The following is a 21,656-nucleotide window of genomic DNA, read 5'->3' on the forward strand; positions in this document are numbered from 1 at the left end:
AGTATGACTATATGACGTTTTTGTGAACTTGTTTGTTTATTAGACGATTGTCTAGTGCCTGTTTGTACTAATTAGCGACACACTGGTTTTGCCAATCGTGGCTCAACAAAGTAAAGGAAATAACAATGAAATTAAAAATGAACAAAAAGAGCGTAAAAAACCTTTCTCAGACAATGGCTTCATTAAATCAAGGAAAAACACGCCAAATAGCAGGTGGTATTTCTGCGATGGGATGTGGGCCAATTTCTGATCCGAACTATTCTTGCCCTGTTTCAATTAATGGCTATAAGTGTAATTAAGCGTTTAAATGTCAGTAAATAGGACCTGACGGAACAGGTCCTCATGGGTTACAAACTCATTATTTGAGGGGCAGAATTTACTTTTTTGTCAGTGTTTCTATCTTATCCGTCAACCATTCCTTTCTTCTGGTATTTTCAGGCTCAGTTAGCGTTAACGCTTTACGATAGAGTGTCAGTGCCTCGCTTGCTTCACCTTGTAGCTCTTTACTGACGGCAAGTCCAGCGACAGCTGACGCAGAGCTTGGCGAGTGTGATATCCAATAATTAAATAACGCATCAGCTTCGCCATAGCGGCCTTGACCTCGTAAGCGCTGAGCGATAGCACGAATACAGGCTGCATTGTTGTTTAGGTTTAAGTTGGGGTAGACATCAAAGCCCACTTGTTTGCTAAGTATTTGATAATGCGAGAGGATATCTGTCAGTGTTTGATTCCCGTTATTTGTGAACTCGATGAACTTAGCGCCTATATCCCAGTCTTTACGCGGAAATACAAAGCCGATGGCGTTTAATAATCCGGGCACTATCATGGGGTAGTGGCCATAATCATCAATGTGTTCGACTTTTAACTTAAATGTTTTTGAATAAGGGGCGAGCGCTTCTCGAAGTTGTTTGGCAAGCGTGTACCTAACTGGGTTTCTCTCAGCTTCTCGCTTTGCTGACGCGGCATAGAGGTAACCGGTTCTGTCGGGGTTCTTCTCGAAGCTTTTAGCGATTGCATCAATCATGGTGGTATCAGGTGTATAGCCCAATCCCAGTACATCGGTTGCAGCAAATAGGAAATGCGCGTTGAATAGATTAGGCGCGGCATTTAAGGTATGCAAACCAAATGCCGCAGTGGGCGATGCACCGATGAAAATACGGAAATCATTGATGCGGTACTGACTTTTTAAAAATGGAAATAGCTCTTTTTGCAAGTAGTTAATCATGTCCTGCGAGCGCCCTTGTGAAAAGCCTTCTAAGCGGTCTGACTTTTCCCCCTGCCAACCGCTGTTACTTACATACAATTCAGGTCCCCATGCAAACCTATTATGTGAGTGAATGGATACGATAATGGCTTGCGGCATGGAAGCGGTGTCGCCGAGGTGGCTTAAAATACCATTTGTTGCCTCAGAGACTAGCCAGCCATCGAGCGTAACAACCAGTGGGTAGGTACGTTTTTCAGATGTGGTTTTATAGTCTGAGGGTAAATACACATCAAAGTTCGGTGTTTCCTTTATATATTTGGAGGAAATACTGAGCGTTTTGCCAACGATAAGTGGTGTTTCTGTGATTGGTTTTACGCTAGCTTGTGTACAAAAAGTTGCGATGAAAAATAATATGTACCATACAAATTGCATGTTACGCTCCTGAATTATTATTGTGATATTTGAGGCTACAATGTGACAAACTGAGCAAGGGAAACATGAAATCGACCTGAAATTATCATGATATCTTTATGAAATTATTGCTTATTTGTGTTTTACTATGGGTATGCGTGAGCACTGATAAGAAAAGCTAGGCTAAAATACGTGCGACAAAAAATAATAATAAACGAGCGAGTTATTGATACCGCGAGAAATCAAATCACCTATAGAAACCAACCGCAGGTCTTGCCGCCTAAAGTGATTGCGGTTTTATATTGCTTGGCCAAAAGACAGGGGCAAGTGGTCAGCCATGATGAGATGATTGACGAGGTTTGGAAAAGCGTCGTTGTGTCACCTAATTCGCTACAGCGTGCTATTGCTGAACTGCGAAAGGCACTTGGCGATGACGGTAAAGCGCAGGCCATCATTAAAACGCACTCAAAGCAAGGCTATAGCTTAGAAGCTGAAGTTTTATGGAGCGAGCAACAAACCGAGCCAGAAATAAAGGCGCACACACATGCAAAGAAAGACACAAAGCCTGTACTTTTTTTGGCAATCGTATTGTTTATGCTCAGCTTGATTGGTGTGTTTTATTTTGCAAAGCCGCAGAGTGAGACGCTCGAGTTTACTCAACTGACTTCTTTGACTGCCAGTGATGTACAAGAGGGCGCGGGAGTATTTTCACCTGATGGTAAATACTTGGTATTTTACCGTCACTTGGAGAGTTGTGAGAGTGAGCTGTGGGCCAAAGATCTTGCAAATGAGCAATCAATGAAGCTCACACTGAGCGGGGCTAAATTCACGGGGTTTACATTTTCACCAGATGGAGAAAAGCTGGGCTTTTTGCAAAACCGAGCATGTGAGCACGCGCCCATTGAATACGATCACACTGTAAAAAACTGCTGGGATTTGGTGGCAATCAATTTTGCTGAAGCCTTGAAAAGTCCGCAAACACCTCATGTACTAAAAGCATGTAAGCCGACCAAAATGTATCACCCACAGTGGTTAACTGCAGATTCATTTGCCACACTTGATTTGCAAAGCAACCAGTTACGTGTTGCGTTGCACAATATAAATAACCATCAAGTCGCCACGCTCTTTGAAGATAAAAAATTACATTTATATGTATTAAGGTATTCACCCACTCATCAATTATTGGCCGTGATAGGGTTTAACAAAGAAGGAGGGCAAGTATTGAGCTTGCTAAAACCCTCTGGTGAGCTTGTGGCACAAAATATCATTGATTTTCCCGCGTCATTTGATGGTAGTTCACGTATTTATCCCAATTTTGACTCTGGTTCTCAAAGGCTGCTTTATGGTAGTGGTAAATCCTTGTTTGAACTGGACTTTGATGGCAATGTAAAGCCTATCACCTTACCCCTTTATCAGGATATTTACAGTATTAATTTCCACCCACATAGCAATGTGATAGTGGGCACTTACGGTACTTACGATTCTGACTTAATTACTATGCCTTATGTTGATGGCCAAGTGCTGGGTGAGTCAAAACCCAGTGTTCGCTCTACAAGGCGAGAAGAACAAGGGAAATGGAGTCAAAACACGGAACACCTTGCATTTATCTCCGAGCGTTCAGGAAGAAAACAAGTTTGGTTGTCGAGTGGAGGAGAGCCAAGGCTATTGACACAATTTAATGGTGCTGAATATCCATTGTCTGTGGAGTGGCGCGCTGATGAAAATAAGTTATATGTTGCGACTAACCAAGGGCTGTACCTCTATGACTTAGCTGGAAATTATAAAAGCTTGTTATCTGAGCAAAGGTTCGTAGGGGTATATCAGTCGAACCTACTTACGCATACTTTATTTGCTTATGAGGAAGAAGCAATAGTACATCTATCAACTCGAAATGAAGAGGGGGAAATAGAGAATTTGCTTAAAGTGGCAATACAAGATGCAGTGCTATTGAAGCCTCATGAGCTGGTTTATCAAGATTCAAATGGTCAATTTTGGCATTTGAATCAGGGCCAAGTGGTGGCTTTGGCGCTATTAAATCAGCATACGCATAAGGACGGCTTTGTTGAGCGAGATGGTCGTTTATTTGGGCTGACAAAAGGCAATATGTTGTGGCGCTATAATTTAAAAGAGCATACCTTTCAAGCGCTTAAGCAAGTCGATAACGGTATTACGTCGATTTCAGATATCAGTGACACTCAGTTGTTGTTTGTAAAGCGCATCTCTCAGAAAAAAGAAATTGTATTGATTGAATAGCATGGTTTAGATTGATTTATCACAAGTGAGCCTTTTTAAGGTGAACTTGTGATAAATCAATTGAGCTTATTTCGGTAGATACATCTTATCTAGGCCCGGGATATTATGCTCCCAACGAGGTACTGCTTCGCCAATATAGTGCCGTGCAGCATCTAAAAATAATCGCGTCCTGACCGGTAAATCTCGGTGTGGGTAGACTGCATACATGGCGCTGTAGTCAGGTAAATTCACATGTGTCAGCATAGGTACTAGCTGCGCGTGATCGATATGATCGGCAAAGAAAAAGGCAGGCGCGGTGCAAAACGCAGTATGTGAAAGCACCTTTTCAAGTAGTGCCTCACCATCGTTAGATTTAAATACCGGCGTAATAGGCTGCTCTTGAGGTTTACCTTTGTCATCAATGTAACTGATTGATTCAAAGCGGATGTGATTACTTGAGTAAGCTGCAGCTGGCAGCTCAGCGAGATCAGACATTTCTTTTGGCTCACCATAGGTCTCAATAAACTGAGGTGTAGCTAAAATCAACATACGGTTTCGTGCCACTTTACGTGCGATCAATGAGGAGTCTCTTGGTTCACCAACGCGAAACGCCAGATCAAAGCCTTCAGATACCATATCGATGACGCGGTCATCTAATCTTAGCTCTATGGTGACTTGCGGAAAACGTTTTTGGAAATCATTGATCACCGGCAGTAGGTAGTATTTACCGATGTAACTTGATGAGGTGATACGCAATAAACCTCGGGCTTCTTGGTGATAGTTCTCAGCCATTTGCACTGTGTCTTGCAGCAGCACTCTCAGCTCAGCAGCTTTTTTAACCATTTCAGCGCCAGCGGCAGTTAATGAAAACGAACGGGTAGTCCGGTTGAGTAGACGTACACCAAGCTCCTCTTCTAATTTACTGATTTGTTTAGATATAACTGAGCGATCTATGTTTCTGACTTCGGCAGCTTTTGAAAAAGAGCCTTGCTCAACGACTTCTAATAACATGATCAATCGACTGGTTGTATCCATATTTGGCATCACTATAAATGGCTATTGGTGCCATTTTGGCATTAATGTTTTTAAAAAACTACTATTTTTCGTCATTAATAACAGGCGTACGATGTCCGCATATTAATTTTCTGCGGAGCAACAAATGAAAAAGTTAGGTTTTACACTCAGTGCTGTGGCCCTTGCCCTTGTTTTAAGTGGATGTGGTCAATCCAATGCACAGCAAGGACAACAGCCGCCACCTTTAACCATAGACGTAGCAAGCGTTGAGCTTGAACAAGTTCAATCTTGGCACACATTTACCACGCGTTTAGAAGCGCCTGAACGCGTTTTACTCAAGCCGCGTGTATCCGGTCAAATTGAACGTATGGCATTCACCGAAGGTGAACGAGTCAACAAAGGTCAGTTATTATTTAGCCTTGATCCAAGACCTTTCCAAGCTCAGATTGATACTTTAAACGCCCAGTTAAAAAGTGCTGAGGCAAGCTTAGAGCAAGCGCGAGGTGAAGCAGAGCGTGCAAATCGTTTGGTTGCACAAAATGCCATTTCTACAGAAGAAGCAGAGCAGCGCAGTGCAACCCTTCGCAGTGCGATTGCAAACAAAAATGCCATTGAGGCACGTCTGCAAAACGCGCAGTTAGATTTAGAGTTCAGCCAAGTATCCGCGCCTATCAGCGGCACTATTTCTCGCGCGGTTGTCACCACAGGTAACTATGTTAAAGCGGGTGAAACTGAGCTAACGACGATTGTTTCTGACGATGAAATTTACGCATATTTTGATGTGGATGAGCGTACATGGAGCCGTCAATTTTCCGGTGTATCTGTACAAGATCAGATCACTGTACAGCTTCAGCGCTTGGGCGAAACTAAGCAAGTAGCGGGTAAACTTGATTTTATCGATAACGAAATTAACCCCAACACTGGCACATTACGAGTGCGTGCAGTATTCGATGCAAAGCAGCATCACTTAAAGCCGGGCGCATTTGCTCGCGTTTCAATCGGTGCACAAAATGCACAGCAAATGGCCATTGTGCCTGAGCGTGCAATTGGTACAGATCTTAAAAACCGTTTTGTCCTGACCATCGACGAAAACAATGTTTTGCAGTACAGATTGGTTGAGCTTGGCGAGCGCTACGGTGCGTTTCGTGCCATTAAGTCGGGCTTAGAAGAGGGCGATCGCATTGCTGTTAATGGTCCTGCGCGTGTCGGCCCAGGTATGCCAATTACCCCGAATTCTGTCAGTTTAGCCTTTGAAAATACTCAGTTTGTTTTAAAACAGTCTGACACTTCTTTATTACTCAGTGCGGCAAACTAAGAGAGCGTTATGAAATTTTCCCACTTTTTTATCAATAGGCCCATTTTTGCGGCCATGCTGTCGATGATTTTTATCATCACAGGTGCTATCTCATTGTTTCAACTGCCGGTCAGTGAATACCCAGAAGTTGTGCCGCCTACGGTTGTTGTTAACGCGACATACCCAGGTGCTAACCCAAAAGTCATTGCAGAGACTGTGGCAACGCCACTTGAGCAAGAGCTCAATGGTCTTGAGAATATGTTGTATCACGGCTCGCAAGCCACCAGTGATGGGCGTTTAACGTTAACTGTCACGTTTGCGCTAGGTACTGATCTTGACCAAGCGCAGGTACAGGTGCAAAACCGTGTGAACAATGCATTACCGCGTTTGCCGCAAGAGGTGCAGCGCTTAGGTGTCACTGCGCAAAAGTCATCACCCAACCTTGCATTAGTTGTGCACTTGGTATCACCCAATGGTGAGCAAGATACTGCTTACATGGCAAACTACGCTGACTTATACATCAAAGATGAGCTCAAACGTTTACCGGGTGTGGGTGATTTGCAGCTATTTGGTGGTGCAAAGTATTCAATGCGTGTTTGGCTAGACCCAGACGCTTTGGCTGCACGTAACTTAACGGCGTCAGATGTGGTTAATGCACTGCGTACACAAAACCAACAAGTTGCAGCGGGTTCATTGGGTGCACAGCCAACACCTGAAGAAAACCAATTTCAAATTTTGTTAAATGTAAAAGGCCGTTTAGAGAGCATTGAAGAGTTTGAAAGTGTGATCATTAAAGTAGGCGACAATGGCGCACTGACTCGCTTAAAAGACATTGCTCGCGTTGAACTTGGCCAAGAAAACTATGCACTGCGTGCAATGCTTGATAACCAACCAGCCCTTGCAATGCCGATTTTCCAGCGTCCGGGCACTAACGCCATTGAATTGTCTGATGATGTGCGTGAAACCATGGCACGTCTTGAGAAAACATTCCCAGCAGGGATGACTTATGAAATCGCTTACGACCCAACTGTTTTTGTTCGCGGTTCAATCGACGCGGTTATCATGACCTTAATGGAAGCCATCTTATTAGTTGTGGTGGTGGTTGTAGTGTTCTTGCAAACATGGCGCGCCTCTATTATTCCATTGATTGCGGTGCCGGTATCTTTGATTGGTACGTTTGCCGTGATGCAAATGTTAGGCGTCTCAATTAATACCTTATCTTTATTTGGTCTAGTACTCGCAATCGGTATTGTTGTGGATGATGCCATCGTGGTTGTGGAAAACGTAGAGCGTAATATTGCAGATGGTCATAGTCCATACGAAGCCACTAAAATTGCCATGACGGAAGTGACTGGCCCAATTATCGCGATTGCATTTGTATTGTGCGCAGTATTTATTCCAACGGCATTTATTACGGGCTTATCGGGTCAGTTCTATAAGCAATTTGCGCTTACAATTACGATTTCGACGCTGATCTCAGCATTTAACTCACTGACGCTGTCACCTGCGCTATCTGCTATTTTATTAAAATCGCACGATGCGCCAAAAGACAGATTAACACGCATTCTCGATAAGCTATTTGGTGCATGGTTATTCAAGCCATTCAACCGCTTATTTGATAAAGGTGCAAAAGGCTACGAAGCCATCGTTAAAAAGCTTATTCGCATGAGTGTGGTTGTCGGTGTGGTTTACCTTGCACTTGTTGGCTCAACCATTGGTTTATTCCTGTCTGTACCGGGTGGCTTTATTCCGCAGCAGGACAAGCAATACCTAGTTGCCGTGGCGCAATTACCAGATGCAGCAAGCTTAGACCGCACTGAAGAAGTCATTAAACAGATGCAAGAAATTGCACTGCAAGTGCCGGGTGTTGCGCACACGGTTGCATTCCCAGGCTTATCTGTAAACGGGTTTACCAATAGCACCAACAGCGGCATTGTGTTTACGCCACTAGATGATTTTGCAGACAGAAACGATCCAAGCTTGTCAGCGCAGGCAATTGCGATGCAGCTGAACATGCGCTTTGCAGCCATTGATGAGGCATTTGTTGCGGTATTCCCACCGCCGCCAATTTTAGGCTTGGGCACAACCGGTGGTTTTAAACTGCAAATTCAAGACAGAGGCAACCAAGGGTTTGAAGCATTGTTTGCAGCGTTACAATCGACCATAGGTGCGGCGCAGCAAGATCCAGCACTGACCGGCCTTTACTCCAGCTTTAGAGTACAAGTGCCGCAAATGGACATTAATATCGACCGCGAGCAAGCGCTCATCCAAGGTATTCCATTACAGGAAGTATTTGATGCTTTACAAGTATATTTAGGCTCTGTTTATGTCAATGACTTCAACTTATTTGGCCGTACTTACCAAGTGAAAGCGCAAGCTGATGCCGAATTTAGAGCGAAAAAAGAGCAAATTAATAACCTGAAAGTGCGTAATGCCGCGGGCAATATGGTGCCACTGGGTTCAGTTGTTACCGTTGAGGCAACCACAGGCCCTGATCGTGTGATGCACTACAACGGTTATGTGACAGCAGAGTTAAACGGCAGCCCAGCGCCGGGTTACAGCTCAGATCAAGCACAGCAAGCCATTGAAAAAGTATTGGCAAATACCTTACCTGAAGGCATGGCGTACGAGTGGACTGAAGTCACGTACCAGCAGATTTTGGCAGGTAATACTATGGTGTATGTGTTCCCATTGGTTGTGGTTTTAGTCTTTATGGTACTGGCAGCCCAGTACGAGAGCTTGCGTTTACCACTGGCGATTATTTTAATCGTACCAATGACGATATTCTCGGCACTTGCTGGTGTGTATATGCTAGGTGGTGACAACAATATCTTTACGCAAATTGCCTTGATTGTATTGGTGGCATTGGCATCGAAAAACGCCATCTTGATGGTCGAGTTTGCCAGAGACAAGCACGTACAAGGTGCGACACATTTAGAGGCCATAATTGAAGCATGTCGACTAAGATTACGTCCAATTTTGATGACCTCAATAGCGTTTACCGCAGGTGTTATCCCGCTGGTATTGGCATCAGGCGCGGGGGCAGAAATGCGTCAAGCCATGGGTAACGCAGTATTTTTCGGCATGATAGGGGTAACTGTGTTTGGCTTACTATTTACACCTGTGTTTTATCGTCTAGTAACGCCAAAGGAGCAATAAACATGCGCATTATTAAACTGTCTATTTTAAGTCTGGCTGTTGCTGCAATGGTAGGATGTACAAGCACTTCCTACGAGCAAGATGTGGTTGCAAGTCAGCAGGCATTTAACTCGCAAGTTGACGGCACAGCGGTACTCAACACAGTAGCGCGTTCGGATGAAGCCAATTGGTGGCAGCAACTTGAGGACACGCACTTAGATCAGCTGGTGGTGGATGTGGTGTCTGCCAACCAAAACCTCAAAGCCTCTGCAGCGCGTTTGCGCGCTGCAATGGCGGGGTTAAGTGAAGCTCAGCGCGCTCGCCTACCACAAGGTAATATTAATCTTACCGGCCAGCGCGTTACCACAGTGCTTACTAATGGACTGCAAGGCTCAATTAATGAATCACTAAATAGTGGCGGTGCATTTAGATGGGATCTGGATGTATCGGGTCGTATTGCCAAGTTGGCGGATGCAGCAGCATCCGCTGCAGAGGCGCAGCAAGGCCAGTATCAAGCTCTGGCTGGAGAGCTAGTCACAACGACCATCCAGAGTTACCTGCAATGGCAGGCGCTGAAGCAAACTCAGGCCTTGACTCAAGCGCAACTGACAGCACTGGAAGAATCCATAGCCATTACTGAGATCCGTGTCAAAGAAGGCGTGGCAACAGAGCTGGAGCTCAATCGCACCAAGTCGCAATATTTTGAGCACAAGCAACGCTTACCGCACATTGCCACAGAGTTGGCTCAAGTCGAGCAGACATTGGCAGTGTTGACCAACAAGTCGACTGATAAACTAGGTTTGCATGCATTAGAGCAGAGCCGCTATGAAGCGTTAGCGATTGCCATTAACGTAAACTCGGCATCAGATGCATTGCTGCAACGCGGTGATGTACAAAGTGCAATTGCCAAGCTTAAACAGCAAAGCTACCTGTCGCAAAGTGCGGAGCGAGCGCTATATCCAGACATTAGTTTTTCGGCATTTGCTGGGGTGCTCAACCCAACAGGAGTTAATTTCAATGATACCCAATCTAGCTGGCAGGTAGCCCCCACGTTGAGCTGGTCTTTGTTTAGCTACCCACAATTATTGGCACAGTTAGATAGACAAGCTGCACTGAGCGAGGCGAGCTACTATGACTACCGCCAAACCTTAACCCATATTTTGGCACAGGCAGAGTATTCATTACGTGCCTTGTCACAAGCTAAAGTGCAACTAAATTATGCACATGAGCAAGTGATTGCAGCCGAAAGTGCTTATCAGCAAGCAACCGCAGGGTATAAAGAAGGGCAATTGGGCTATCTTGAGTTGTTGGATGCGCGACAAGATGTTTTAATAGCGCAACAATCGCAAATGGCCATGAGAAATATGCTACTTAGCTCGTCGGTAAGTGTATATGGTGAACTAAACGGACAATGGTCTAAGGCTTTGGTTGCAAGTATTTAATACTTGCAACAGCGCCACTTTTGGAGATACAACATACTATGTCTATTGAAAACACGAAGATGAAAGCCCTTGAATTACGTTCGCACGGGCTCGACTTTGACTTAGTAATGAGCGAACACGCCATGCCTGAGCCAGGCAGTAATGAATTACTTGTGGCCATTGAATATGTTGCGCTCAATCATTTAGATGCAAAAATGGCAAGAGATGGGTTTAGCCAATGGGAATACCCGCATATTTTGGGGTTGGATGCCGTTGGTACTGTGATCCAAGCTGGTAAAGGGGTATTTCCAAAAGCGGGCACCCGAGTGTTGTTTAATGCGAACTTGGCTCAAAAAGGCATGTTAAAAGAATTTGCGGTGGTACCTAATCACGCAGTTTCTGAATTGCCAGCCGATATTAGCCCAGAAGTGGCGGTGATCTTACCGAATGCTGGTATGGCTGCTTTACTCGCCATTGAAAAGTTAAAGTTACAAGAGGGTGACTCTCTCGCCATCAATAGCGCACAGGGTGCCGTGTCGCATTTTGCCATTCAATACGCAAAGCAAAAGGGCGCGCAAGTCTTTGCTTTTGCACAAAAAGAGCATCATAAACGACTGCGTAAGTTAGGGGCTGACTTTGCTTTTGACTGTGAGTCAGAAAACGTGTGCGACCAAATTAAGCGCGAGATTGGTCCAGAGGGTTTTGATTGCATTTTAAACACCTCTGGCGGCGACTCGTTTGTGACAGATTTAGAGCACTTACGTTTTTGTGGCCGCATAGCCTGTTTGAACGGGTTTAGTGAAATCCCTCAAGAGTTGTTGTTTGAGAAGTCGCCAAACATTGGTGTTGTGTCAATTGGTGGTGCTTGGCTAGCAAATAACCTCTGTGCACAGCAGCACTTATGCTTTATGGGGCAAAAGCTCCTAGCTGATGTGAAATCAGGTCAGATCAAAGTACCTGATATAGAACTCATTGAATTTAGCGCGCAGGCCGTGAAGGATACTTTATCTTGCTTGCTCACCGCGTCGTGTCAAAAGCGGCCAGTGATTAAAATCGAACATGTATAAAAAAAGCCACAACCTAGGTTGTGGCTTTTTTTACGTTTAAAATTTGGATGAGTAAGAAAGAGATAAAAAGTCCAATCCCGGGTTTGGGCTTTTAAAGCCAGCATTAGAATAATGAATATATCGCATCGCGATATTGGCTTCTCCTAAGTTGTAAACGAGCCCTAACCGGTCTTCAAACTGGTAATGGGTACTGACATTTTTTCCTGCAAACTCAGTATCTTCAAGTAGTGCTAAGCCAATGCCAAACTCGATAGACAAAGGCCTGTTATAGAGTGTCATGACTGGGTATCGGATCACCGGAGACATGGCTAAGACAAAGTTTTGGTCGTACTTGCCGCTGTCACCAAAACGCCAAAAGTTGACGCTTGACTCAAAATACATATCAACATGATGCCAATTGTCGGGCAGCCATGATTTTGTATGGTACTGATAGGCAAGCTTTACGCCTCGTACATCACCTTCTCCATGAATATAATGTACTCCGTAACCATGAGGTGAGCTAGCCAAGGCTGATCCCGACATAACCAAAGATAAAAGTAAGCCTGATAAGTGTTTCATAACGCGTGGTTCAATAGAGAATTTGCGTTATTGTGCGCGTTATTTTTATGTCTAAATAGAAACTAAAAAGCAATTTATTGGTGCTGATTTAGCATCATTAATATAAGTGTTTGGTTTTTCTGTTAATTTTTAATTTGTGCATTATTGGCATCAATCAATTGCTATTTTGTTGACTTTTTTAACTGTAAAGGAGGTGTACACTTACCTTAATCGCACCTTAACAACAAAAGAGAGCAACACAATGCGCACTTGGTTTTCAGCATTTGCCTTAATGGCAGTATTGATATTCGGCCTAAGTTTTTCTGCACACAGTCAAAGTGATAATCAACCTGCGAGTCAGCTAGATGTATTAGCACAAGACTTGAGCTTACAGTTTAAACAAGCCACTGAGCAACTGGCTCTGTTGCCTGTCAACGAACGAGATACGTTTGCCATGCAAGTCGTTAACGCACAGCTTGCACCGCATTTAGATTTGGAGTTTTCTTCTTTAAAATTACTAGGTAAGCATGTTCGCGGTTTAGATAGACAGCAAACCGCTGAGTTTACAAGGCTGATTGAGTCACAACTGGTAAATATGTATGCCCAAGTGCTGGTGGATTATAAAGGTGCTGATATGTCGTTGCAGTCTTTACAAACTAATCAGGGCCGAAAGTTTGCAGAGGCGGCCATTGATATCAATAAGCCCAATAGCGAACACTCGCAACTGATCTTTAAGTTTAAACAAGATACGCAAGGTCAGTGGCGCGTATATGATGTGATCTCTCGCCATGTTTCGCAGTTAAGTGTTAAGCGTCAAAGCTTGGTATTAAAAATCAGTGAAATTGGTTTTGAGCAGTTAAATCATGAGCTAAGACAAGCACAAGCAAATAATATTTAAAAAGATTGTTGCACCTTAAAGGTTAACAAACTTGCGCAACAAGGTGTGCAGGCCTTACGAATTAAGTAGTAGGGAAGCGTAGGTTTGAACAATTATTGCAAAGGGGCAAATTGTCGGTGTTTTTGCCCTAGTTGCCTCTCTATGAAAAGGTTTTTTTGTGCTTTACACTGCCAAGCCATATAGGTTTTTTGGCAGCAAATTTACAAGGAAGCATTTTTATGACGTTGTTAAAACAGCAGCATTTTTTGGGGCAACTCGAACAAGACAAGCAACATTTATCCCCCTTTATACCAGCGCAAGACAACCCAGTATTGTGCGCCGAACCTGCGCCGCCAAACCCTTATTGTGAATTACCCATGCGGGGTGTACCCAGTGATATTTTAGCTGGGCTTAAGCCACACTATTCAAACTACATACGTGTACCGGTATGTTCAGCAAGATACTGGCATACCGGATTTGATTTGCACGCAGACAAACAGTTGTATTGTGTTAACAAAAACAGCACACAGCGAATTAGTACCGCGTTACAAAGTCAATCAGCGGATACGTATGCGTTTATTAAAAAACCGCCCGTGAGCGTATCAACCCAAGCTGTAACAGGTGCGCCGGCCAAGCCGACAAGCGCGATGTTTAAATCAGATGCAGCGGCGGTCGCCGCTGGCGCACTGCCAAAAGAGCACATTGAAAATCAACCGAAAAATGAAGATACCATTGCCCCCTCGGTGATCATAAGTCAGCCAAAAGACGCGCAAACCTTAGTTTTAAAGCAAAGTGCGCAAACTAAAAAGCGTTTTGCGCACCATGTGATGCGACCCGGTGAAACCGTTGAAAGTGTGGTGGACCTATACACAGGGACACTCGACACTGGCCGAATATATGGCTTTAACTACCCACAAATTACCGCTAAAAAGCACCTAAACCCGGTGACACCATAAAAGTACATACTGGCTATGATATGCGAGTTAAAGGTCAGTTTTATAACAGTAATTCTGTTGAAGTTAGTTGGCAAGGGCCAACATCCGGAACACTGCACGCAGAGTTAGAACGCATTGATGGTGAGTATCAGCCTGATATGGGGTATGAGTACACGTTTGCCTTGCCGCTTATTGAAGGCCAGTATCAGCTCACCGCCAATGCGGATGGCGCAAGTCATCGCATTCAATTTTCGGTTGTTGAGTCAAATGAGCAGCAACAAATTGTAGATATTATTTATATTCCCGCGGATCATAGCTTTGTCGCCGTCACCCAGTCACTGGCGGATATTTTAGATGCACAAAGAGCCGAGCTGAACCCCTTAATTGAAAACTTAAAGCAGTGTATCGCTGGGCAGAGTCAAGATGTTGTTGGTCAAGGGCCAAGCGAAAGTCTGGTTAAAGCCAAAGATGAGCTCAACAGTGCATTAAAGCCTTTAGTGAGCGGGCCAAGCGCGAATAGCATCATAGAAGTGATAGGTTATAAAGGTAATAAATATACCTATGTACGCAGTGATAAAGTCGCGAACCACACTCGCAAATATAAAATTAAAACCGATATTCGCGATGGCCGACGTTTTAGCAATGAAAAAGGAGAGCTTGATAAAGATAAACTCGCTCAAGCCCTAAAGAATGACTTAAGTAAGTTAAAGACCAGTTTTAAGTCTGATCACAAGCTACTTGATGACTACACCGCAGTGTGGGGCGATTGGGCTAAAGAGTTAAACAAAAACCTCAGTATAAAAGGGTTTGAAAAAAGCGATTACTTTGATGCGAGCGCAGAAGCAAGGTTGATGCGCTATACACATGGTGCCAGTATTGCCGCAGCATTTAATCCCAAAGATGGCGTGTTTGCTTTGCAAGGCGATTTTAAATCAGACTTTGCCGTGGGGGAGGCAAAAGCGGAGCTCAGTGGCTATTTACCCAGTAAGCGCGGATATGAAATGATATTTATGATGCCGCTCAAAAACAGTACCCAAGAGCGCGAAGTTAATTTGGGGGCGATGAGGCTAGGTGCAACCGTATCCGTGTTTGGCTATGCTGGGGCAAAATTACAAGCATCAGTGAATTTGGGCTGTTCGCTCAAGCAAGGCAAAATGATGGTGAACGGTTTAAGTGAGCAGGAGAAAAAGCAAATGCGTAAAGCTGACCGCATGTTTGAGCCAGTCAAAGGCGGTGCAGAGGCTTTGACTGGCGTATCCGGCGGGTGTGAATTGGCAGGCGCCTTACAGTGGGACAATCCAGAAAAGAAAAAGCGTCCAGCATTTTGTGATCTTGCAAAGATAGGTGGCAAAGCGCAAGGCTCTTTGGGCGCTGGTGCCCAATGGGGCTTTTATATTGGCTACGAAGATGGCAAGTTTAAGATTAAAGCAAAAGCAAGTCTCGTATGGGGCGTTGGTGCAGGTGGAGAGTTTGTATGTGAAGTAGGCGTGGATGAGTTGTTAACATTAGTACAATTTGTATATCACCAGCTGAAAAATGAAGATTATGATTATTTGACCTTTATTCAGCCCTTGGCGTTTAAGGTGTTGTACAAGGCGGTTATGCTGCAGATTTATACTGGAAAAAATGCGGTCGAGTTTCTATATAGGTCCAGTTTACAAGTTGATATGGCGTGGCGAAATCAAATAGTACAGCACGTTAAAGTGAAAAAGTTGGCTAATCAGATAATTGCGAAGCCTGAGATATTGAAGTTTACACCGCCAGAGGCCAAAGGCGCTTTTTTAAATGCCTTGGCTAATAGTAATCTGGCGAGTTATTTTGATACAGACTCCTACAGTTGGTCAGGGTTCAATGAGCAGAGAGAAAATGCCATCTTGGTTATTTTAAAACATATATTGTGTAGGCATGAACTCAACAAGGTATTGCGGCATATGGGTGAAGGGGGGACAAATTGTTCCGAGCAAGAGGGGCTAGAGCAATTAAATAGTATTTTAGATTTCTCTCAACAGACCCAGTTTGATGCATGGCAGCGCCAGCTGCCATTCAGTGCTAAAGAGGGCTCTGTTGAGGTAGCAATGGTGAAGTCAGAACCATTCAGCGCAACAGCATAGCAATTTCAAGGTGTGCCTAATCATCTAGAGGTTGTGATTGATGTAAGGCACATCTAAAGCCGCTTGCTCTGTAGGCTACATTGAGTTCGTCTAGTTCCTGACGTGTAAAAACATTACTGCCTCTTGGCGATTCTAAAAACATTCCGCCTCTCATGACCTTTTTATCGCCTGTGCTGGGTCCTTTGGGGTTATGTTCAGGAGAATGTTGGAAATAATCCTCTGCCCACCAGTCATTAACCCACTCGATCATATTGCCACTTAAATCATAAAAACCAAGGGAATTAGGCGGATAGGAGCCACTAATTGCAGAGCTTTCATCGCTAACCGAAGGTGAAAAGTTAACACTAAGGTCTAGTACTCCTGTATCAGTGGCAAAAGGCACATTCTCCCCTCGGTTACGTGCAGCAAACTCCCACTGTGCTTCAGTCGGTAAATCAAAGGGTAAATTTGTAAGCTTAGCTAACCACAGACAGTAGTTCTTTGCGCCATACCAGCTCACGCCGGCTGGATATTTGGGGCCTCGCCAGATTTCTTTTTTATCCCATTCGTTCCACATCACTTTTGGCAGATTATTGACCGCGGTGTATAAATCAAAATCCCCATAACTGACTTCGTATGCGCCCATCGAGTAGCTGGTTAATGTGACCTTGTGTGCGGGTTTGTTATCTGTCGCGATGGTCCAAGGAAAATTGTCGGGCCCACCGCCATCTCCCATCATGAAGCTGCCGCCTTCAACAAAAATCATTTGGGCTTTGGTGCGCGCAATCAAAGCCTGAACTTGTTTGTCTTGCTCTCCCGTGATTTTGTCGATGCGCTGGCCAAGATCCTCACAGCCACTCAGCAATATGCTGGCGAAAGGAACGAGTATGAGTTGGTTAGTCCGATAGGGCAGTAAACCTGAAGCGGTTTTTGCAAAGCAGGTTTTAATCATTAATTACTTATCCTTAGTATGATTAATTTATGCGCTAGGATATCAGGGGCAGGGCAAGTGAGAAAGTGAATCGTTATAAAGTATTAGGTTTGAGGCTTAGATTTTTAAATTAAAGAGGTTGTGATTGGTCCAAGGCGATACGTGCTCTGTGTATGCAAATATTTTGGAATTCTGAAGCGCTAAAAGGTAATGCGGTCTTGCCTTTGAATTGTGTTTAGAAGGCAAGGTTTAGTTTGTTGCTAATTTAGAAATAATTGTATATTGTCATGTTTAGTTTAAATGTGCGTTTTTGTTTGAAAGAGCTAGGTGCTTAATCATTTTGAATATTTATTACAAAGGGTGGAGCATATGACTCGAAAAATCGATTTCACAACATATTCTCTTGATGATTTGTATCTATCAGCAGAGGCTGTAGATCGGGAGAAACACCCTGATATTGCAAAGGAAATCGATAGGTTAATTTTAGAAAAAGAAAAGCGAGAGCCAGTCACCCACCAAAGGAAACTTTCTGCAGACTCAATTTACAGCAATGCTATTTTTCGCATTATTTTTTGTATGCTTTTTGCAATCTCTCCAGCTATTTTTTTCTCATCAGTATTCGTCTATGAGGCACTTCAGTTCATCATAACACCTGTTTTCGTTGTGGCTTTTGGCTTAGTCTTTTTTAAGTTGTGTTTTAGGGACACTGCTGATCTAGTTTATGACGAAGGGGATGCTTTGCTATTCGTAACAAACGACAAACAACAACGGGTAGAGCTAAAAGATATTATCAAAGTGAGGCACGTCATGAGAAATCGGAGTTTAATACGAGTTCAAATAAAAAACGATGGTGGGATCGAGTCAGAGTTAATGTTTGAACCAAAAGTTAAGTCTAAGCTGTGCACTATAAGCCCTTTGGTTAAGGAGTTAAATAGAAGAGCAATGTCTGCCAGACGTACAAGGTGACCTGAGATTAAACGCAATTTAAAGTTTATTCTAGGTTTCAATATCAGCGGCGCTCGTGTAACTTGAATTAGGGGAAGCCTAAGTAATATTGAGTGTTGATAAATTACATAGAATACGGTGGTGTTGCAAAATGTTTGCAGGGGTGTTGCGTTTAAGGTCCCATGAATGGGGGTTTAATCAATCATAAGTAAGGAAAGTGCAATTTAAGTCAAATAAGGAAAATATCAAAAACTTATCTAAAGCATCATCTCTAAACCAGAACCTGACACCCAAAATTGTTGGTGGTCACGGTAAAAGATTCACTCAAAATAATGCTGGCAATTGTGTTCCTCAACATACTGGTTTGTTTGAAACATGCGTCTTTACGGACTTTTGTTAGTTTAAGAGTGTAACTCCCAACTAGGTTGGGAGCCTTAAGTTTAAATGATTGACCAGCTTAGTCCTCAGAGGTTAACCTTTTAATCACCCTGCCTCTTCCATACAAATCTGTCATGCTGCGGTGTTCATCACCTTGATAAAACTCAATCATATTTAGATGGATATGTAACTGACTCATACTTAGAAACAGTTTGTATAAGTTGCATTGAGTAATAGGGCAGCCCTATTACTCAAAATGAGGTTTATAGTTGTTTTAAGAACCGCTCAGCTGAGGCGAGCTCTCTTTTTTGTAAAGATAGACACGTGTTTAGTCTGAGCTCTGCGGTTGGTAAGCTTTTACCCATCCCAGGAAATGCTTCAATTTTTGATTCATAGAATGACTTAATATCTTTAAAGCCTTGCTCTTGGCATTTTGGCATTGAAATGTAAGGTAAATAAGAAACCACATAAGGCGGGACGCGCTTTGCGACTTGCTCAAAGTTTTCAAAAATCCACTGGTTCATTTTTGCTTTTCGTTCTGGGCGATAGCTTAACCCTCTAAGTACGGCAGGCGTATCTGATGCCGTTAATTTATCCGTTAACAGGTAGCTTTGTACTTGGGACTGAAGATCCTTTTGATTAAAGTAACCGAGGGCCGATAACAGTTTAACGCGAACACTTGGGGTGGCTGTTTGTTCTATTGTTGATTTAAATTGATTAAGTAGTGCCTGATCGCCAAAGTAAGCCGCAATTTCAAGGTAAGTTTTCGCTAAGTATGGGTCTACTTTACTGGGATCTTTTAAGAACTGAACTGTTTGCTTTTGTGCTTCAGCGATGATGTTAGTATCTTGCACTTCAAAAGCAGCCAGTCTGAACACCATTGCTCTTAATTCAGAAACAGTGTCAGACTCGCCAGCTTGTTTTTCAAAGCCATATCGCTCGATAGCATCGGACACTTTTTGAGAAATTAAAGACTGCCACTGAGATTGGTTTTTATCTGTCTTGAAGGTGCGCATATTACTTACAATTCCCTCTAACGCATTGGCGGTAACCTTCGGGTGAGCATCATTGGTGAATGTGTTAAGAGAAGCGAGTAGGGTGTAGGCATTAATTTTACCTGCATCCATAAGTTGCTTGGCTGTTTCTATTAAAGAAAGCTTTTCGCGTGTGTTTAATGCTTTGTCAGCTTGTGTCAACACTGCTTGATATTGTGCTTCTGGCATGGACCACAAATAGTAGCCAATGGCATTGTCATTAGGGTACACCCAGGTCGGTGTAAAATCGAGTGTAACTGATTGAGTTTGCTCAGTGAGTAGGACTCTTTTAGTGGCTACATTTCCTTTGTTATCACCATATTTGATAGAGACAGGTACTTTCCAAAGCTGCGCTTTGGCTTGTTGACCTTTAGGTAAAAATCGAGTCTGAGTGAGCGTGAGTGTTTTGCCTGACTGAGTAAAATCGATTAGAGGAAACGATGATTGAGAGACAAAAGAGTCTAAAACACCCGGGACATCCTTTTTAGAGACCGCTTCAAGCTCAGACCATAAATCTTTTGCTTCTGCATTTTTATAGGCATACTTTTTTATGTAATTACGCATGCCTTGTTGAAAGACTTCATGGCCTATCCACTCTTCAACCATAGTAAGTACCGCACTACCTTTAGAGTAAGCAAGGCCCAGTCCATCCATAATATCGTCTGAGCTGTTGATGGGCTTACGAATAGGCTTTGTGGTGATCATGGCATCTCGTACCATGGCATTATGCTGTGGCAATAACAAGTCACGTTCAAGCTCGGGGTATAACTTGGTGACCACTTTGCCACCGATCCAAGTTGCGAATGCTTCATTCAGCCACATGTCATTCCACCATTTCAAGGTCACTAAGTTACCGTACCATTGGTGTGCAAGTTCATGTGCAATAACGTATAAATGGGTATTGAAATCATTGCGGGGCTGAGTAATAGGATCAACAAGGAGAATTTCTTCGCGGTAGGTAATCAATCCTGCGTTTTCCATCGCGCCATACGGAAATTCTGGTAAAGCAACCTGATCTAGCTTTTTATATGCATACGGAATGTCAAAGTACTGCTCTAGTGCGTTAAGAATTTTGGGTGTTTCTTTAACCGCAGAGTGTGCAATACCAATTTTACCATGTGGCGTCACAATATTGCCCGGCACCGACATTTTTTCAACGGGGACGTGTTCAAAAGGCCCGACTGCCAGCGCGACTAAATAAGATGACAGAGGGGGCGTTTTATCAAAGTAGTGCGTTGTTTTTCCATCGTTTGAATCGGTTTTAATGACGGGCGTATTGGCATACACTTTTTGTGAAGATGGCGCGGTAATGGTGAGTTGAAAAGGGATCTTAAATTCTGGCTCATCAAATACGGGAAAGGCACGCCTTGCATCACTCATTTGGAATTGTGTAAAGAGGTATGGCACACCTCTATCTATTGACTTATAAAGGCCAACACTTTGACGATTATAAGGCGCATCGAATGCAATTTTTAGGGTGTATTTCCCTTTTGGGATAATTGTGTCACAAGCAAGTTTCACTTTACCTGTCTTCAACATTGTATCTTTTAGATCGCATGGCTTATCGCCGAGTAGTTTGGCAAATTCAATGGCGTAATCAAGTCCATTCAATTCAATAAATTGCGTGTCTTTTAAAACTTGAATGTCAATGGTGGTTTGCCCTGAAAAACGCTCTTTTGCAGGGTCTACATCTAAACTAACATGTTGCTGTATTGGTTTTGCAACCTTAGCTAATCGGTAGTCTTCGCTCATATTTGCTGAAGCAGTAAGAGAAAGAAAAATGGTAGTTGATAATAGAGTGCGCTTAAACATTAATTGTCCTTTTTTGTTGTTATTACTAATTGTTTACACAAGCTGTAACAAGTTAAAAGTTAATTATTCTTTTAAGGTTTAAAGGGAAGTCACATGTTTGGTGTTTTTATATTCTAACTATATGTTTTAAATCTGGTTTATTTGGTTTTGGTGTTATGGGAGTGCTTTGAGTGATAAATAGAATATATGTAACAGAATCTTTCAAAGTGTTTACGCTAGATAGCATGTTAATTAGCGCTAATGTATAGCAATTGATTTAAGCTTGGAGAAAGCCTCAAAAGTGTGCCTGTCCATTTTTGTTTATTGATTCAATTTTATTTTGCTATCTGGTTTGTT

Annotated in this window: 15 protein-coding genes; 10 read left to right on the forward strand and 5 right to left on the reverse strand. The window is 43.2% G+C overall.

Annotated elements, in window-relative coordinates:
* The first annotated feature begins 125 nt into the window (after positions 1-125).
* Entirely contained in the window at positions 126-299 is a 174-nt protein-coding gene (locus tag QNM16_RS10745) for a hypothetical protein (RefSeq protein ID WP_284020484.1), read from the forward strand.
* A gap of 77 nt (positions 300-376) precedes the next feature.
* Here the strand turns inward: QNM16_RS10745 and QNM16_RS10750 are convergent, their stop codons facing one another.
* Positions 377-1,636, reverse strand: a complete 1,260-nt coding sequence (locus QNM16_RS10750) for an alpha/beta hydrolase-fold protein (protein ID WP_284020485.1) — start codon at positions 1,634-1,636, stop codon at positions 377-379.
* 171 nt (positions 1,637-1,807) lie between these two features.
* Here QNM16_RS10750 and QNM16_RS10755 point away from each other — a divergent pair, with 171 nt between their 5' ends.
* Positions 1,808-3,868 carry a winged helix-turn-helix domain-containing protein gene (locus QNM16_RS10755; protein ID WP_284020486.1) on the forward strand — a complete coding sequence of 687 codons (2,061 nt, stop codon included), beginning with the start codon at positions 1,808-1,810 and terminating at the stop codon, positions 3,866-3,868.
* Between the two features lie 66 nt (positions 3,869-3,934).
* Here the strand turns inward: QNM16_RS10755 and QNM16_RS10760 are convergent, their stop codons facing one another.
* On the reverse strand, positions 3,935-4,882 hold the full coding sequence (locus QNM16_RS10760) for a LysR family transcriptional regulator (protein WP_063368287.1): 948 nt from the start codon (positions 4,880-4,882) through the stop codon (positions 3,935-3,937).
* A gap of 124 nt (positions 4,883-5,006) precedes the next feature.
* Here QNM16_RS10760 and QNM16_RS10765 point away from each other — a divergent pair, with 124 nt between their 5' ends.
* From QNM16_RS10765 to QNM16_RS10780, 4 genes are read left to right on the forward strand one after another with little or no spacing between them, the layout of a single operon-like run.
* Positions 5,007-6,176 carry an efflux RND transporter periplasmic adaptor subunit gene (locus tag QNM16_RS10765; RefSeq protein ID WP_284020487.1) on the forward strand — a complete coding sequence of 390 codons (1,170 nt, stop codon included), beginning with the start codon at positions 5,007-5,009 and terminating at the stop codon, positions 6,174-6,176.
* A gap of 9 nt (positions 6,177-6,185) precedes the next feature.
* The gene (locus QNM16_RS10770) at positions 6,186-9,314 is read left to right on the forward strand and encodes an efflux RND transporter permease subunit (protein ID WP_284020488.1); all 3,129 of its coding nucleotides are present in this window, start codon (positions 6,186-6,188) and stop codon (positions 9,312-9,314) included.
* A gap of 2 nt (positions 9,315-9,316) precedes the next feature.
* Complete coding sequence (locus tag QNM16_RS10775) at positions 9,317-10,735, forward strand: TolC family protein (protein ID WP_284020489.1); 1,419 nt, start codon at positions 9,317-9,319, stop codon at positions 10,733-10,735.
* Between the two features lie 38 nt (positions 10,736-10,773).
* Positions 10,774-11,781 carry a zinc-binding dehydrogenase gene (locus QNM16_RS10780; RefSeq protein ID WP_046356489.1) on the forward strand — a complete coding sequence of 336 codons (1,008 nt, stop codon included), beginning with the start codon at positions 10,774-10,776 and terminating at the stop codon, positions 11,779-11,781.
* A gap of 36 nt (positions 11,782-11,817) precedes the next feature.
* Here QNM16_RS10780 and QNM16_RS10785 read toward each other — a convergent pair whose 3' ends face one another.
* Positions 11,818-12,339, reverse strand: coding sequence for an acyloxyacyl hydrolase (locus QNM16_RS10785; protein ID WP_284020490.1), 522 nt, complete (start codon positions 12,337-12,339; stop codon positions 11,818-11,820).
* A 241-nt stretch (positions 12,340-12,580) separates the two neighbouring features.
* Here QNM16_RS10785 and QNM16_RS10790 point away from each other — a divergent pair, with 241 nt between their 5' ends.
* The 3 genes from QNM16_RS10790 (at position 12,581) to QNM16_RS10800 (ending at position 16,241) form a co-directional block, all read left to right on the forward strand.
* A complete protein-coding gene (locus QNM16_RS10790; protein ID WP_284020491.1) occupies positions 12,581-13,216 on the forward strand; it encodes an ABC transporter substrate-binding protein in 636 nt (211 codons plus the stop codon).
* A 218-nt stretch (positions 13,217-13,434) separates the two neighbouring features.
* Entirely contained in the window at positions 13,435-14,151 is a 717-nt protein-coding gene (locus QNM16_RS10795; RefSeq protein WP_284020492.1) for a hypothetical protein, read from the forward strand.
* A 20-nt stretch (positions 14,152-14,171) separates the two neighbouring features.
* A complete protein-coding gene (locus QNM16_RS10800) occupies positions 14,172-16,241 on the forward strand; it encodes a hypothetical protein (protein ID WP_284020493.1) in 2,070 nt (689 codons plus the stop codon).
* Between the two features lie 16 nt (positions 16,242-16,257).
* Here QNM16_RS10800 and QNM16_RS10805 read toward each other — a convergent pair whose 3' ends face one another.
* Complete coding sequence (locus QNM16_RS10805) at positions 16,258-17,172, reverse strand: formylglycine-generating enzyme family protein (protein WP_284020494.1); 915 nt, start codon at positions 17,170-17,172, stop codon at positions 16,258-16,260.
* Between the two features lie 348 nt (positions 17,173-17,520).
* Here QNM16_RS10805 and QNM16_RS10810 point away from each other — a divergent pair, with 348 nt between their 5' ends.
* On the forward strand, positions 17,521-18,117 hold the full coding sequence (locus QNM16_RS10810; RefSeq protein WP_284020495.1) for a hypothetical protein: 597 nt from the start codon (positions 17,521-17,523) through the stop codon (positions 18,115-18,117).
* Between the two features lie 620 nt (positions 18,118-18,737).
* On the opposite strand, the gene QNM16_RS10815 is transcribed toward QNM16_RS10810, so the two are convergent.
* Entirely contained in the window at positions 18,738-21,320 is a 2,583-nt protein-coding gene (locus tag QNM16_RS10815) for a M1 family metallopeptidase (RefSeq protein ID WP_284020496.1), read from the reverse strand.
* Positions 21,321-21,656: the final 336 nt, after the last annotated feature.

Source organism: Pseudoalteromonas umbrosa, assembly GCF_030125375.1.
GTDB lineage: Bacteria > Pseudomonadota > Gammaproteobacteria > Enterobacterales > Alteromonadaceae > Pseudoalteromonas > Pseudoalteromonas umbrosa.

What these genes read in the sequence shown, in the direction of transcription:
- QNM16_RS10810 (WP_284020495.1), top strand. Translation starts at nt 17,521, where the DNA reads ATGACTCGAAAAATCGATTTCACAACATATTCTCTTGATGATTTGTAT.
- QNM16_RS10800 (WP_284020493.1), top strand. Translation starts at nt 14,172, where the DNA reads ATGCGAGTTAAAGGTCAGTTTTATAACAGTAATTCTGTTGAAGTTAGT.
- QNM16_RS10750 (WP_284020485.1), bottom strand. Translation starts at nt 1,636, where the DNA reads ATGCAATTTGTATGGTACATATTATTTTTCATCGCAACTTTTTGTACA.
- QNM16_RS10815 (WP_284020496.1), bottom strand. Translation starts at nt 21,320, where the DNA reads ATGTTTAAGCGCACTCTATTATCAACTACCATTTTTCTTTCTCTTACT.
- QNM16_RS10770 (WP_284020488.1), top strand. Translation starts at nt 6,186, where the DNA reads ATGAAATTTTCCCACTTTTTTATCAATAGGCCCATTTTTGCGGCCATG.
- QNM16_RS10780 (WP_046356489.1), top strand. Translation starts at nt 10,774, where the DNA reads ATGTCTATTGAAAACACGAAGATGAAAGCCCTTGAATTACGTTCGCAC.
- QNM16_RS10760 (WP_063368287.1), bottom strand. Translation starts at nt 4,882, where the DNA reads ATGGATACAACCAGTCGATTGATCATGTTATTAGAAGTCGTTGAGCAA.
- QNM16_RS10745 (WP_284020484.1), top strand. Translation starts at nt 126, where the DNA reads ATGAAATTAAAAATGAACAAAAAGAGCGTAAAAAACCTTTCTCAGACA.
- QNM16_RS10765 (WP_284020487.1), top strand. Translation starts at nt 5,007, where the DNA reads ATGAAAAAGTTAGGTTTTACACTCAGTGCTGTGGCCCTTGCCCTTGTT.
- QNM16_RS10775 (WP_284020489.1), top strand. Translation starts at nt 9,317, where the DNA reads ATGCGCATTATTAAACTGTCTATTTTAAGTCTGGCTGTTGCTGCAATG.
- QNM16_RS10805 (WP_284020494.1), bottom strand. Translation starts at nt 17,172, where the DNA reads ATGATTAAAACCTGCTTTGCAAAAACCGCTTCAGGTTTACTGCCCTAT.
- QNM16_RS10785 (WP_284020490.1), bottom strand. Translation starts at nt 12,339, where the DNA reads ATGAAACACTTATCAGGCTTACTTTTATCTTTGGTTATGTCGGGATCA.
- QNM16_RS10790 (WP_284020491.1), top strand. Translation starts at nt 12,581, where the DNA reads ATGCGCACTTGGTTTTCAGCATTTGCCTTAATGGCAGTATTGATATTC.
- QNM16_RS10795 (WP_284020492.1), top strand. Translation starts at nt 13,435, where the DNA reads ATGACGTTGTTAAAACAGCAGCATTTTTTGGGGCAACTCGAACAAGAC.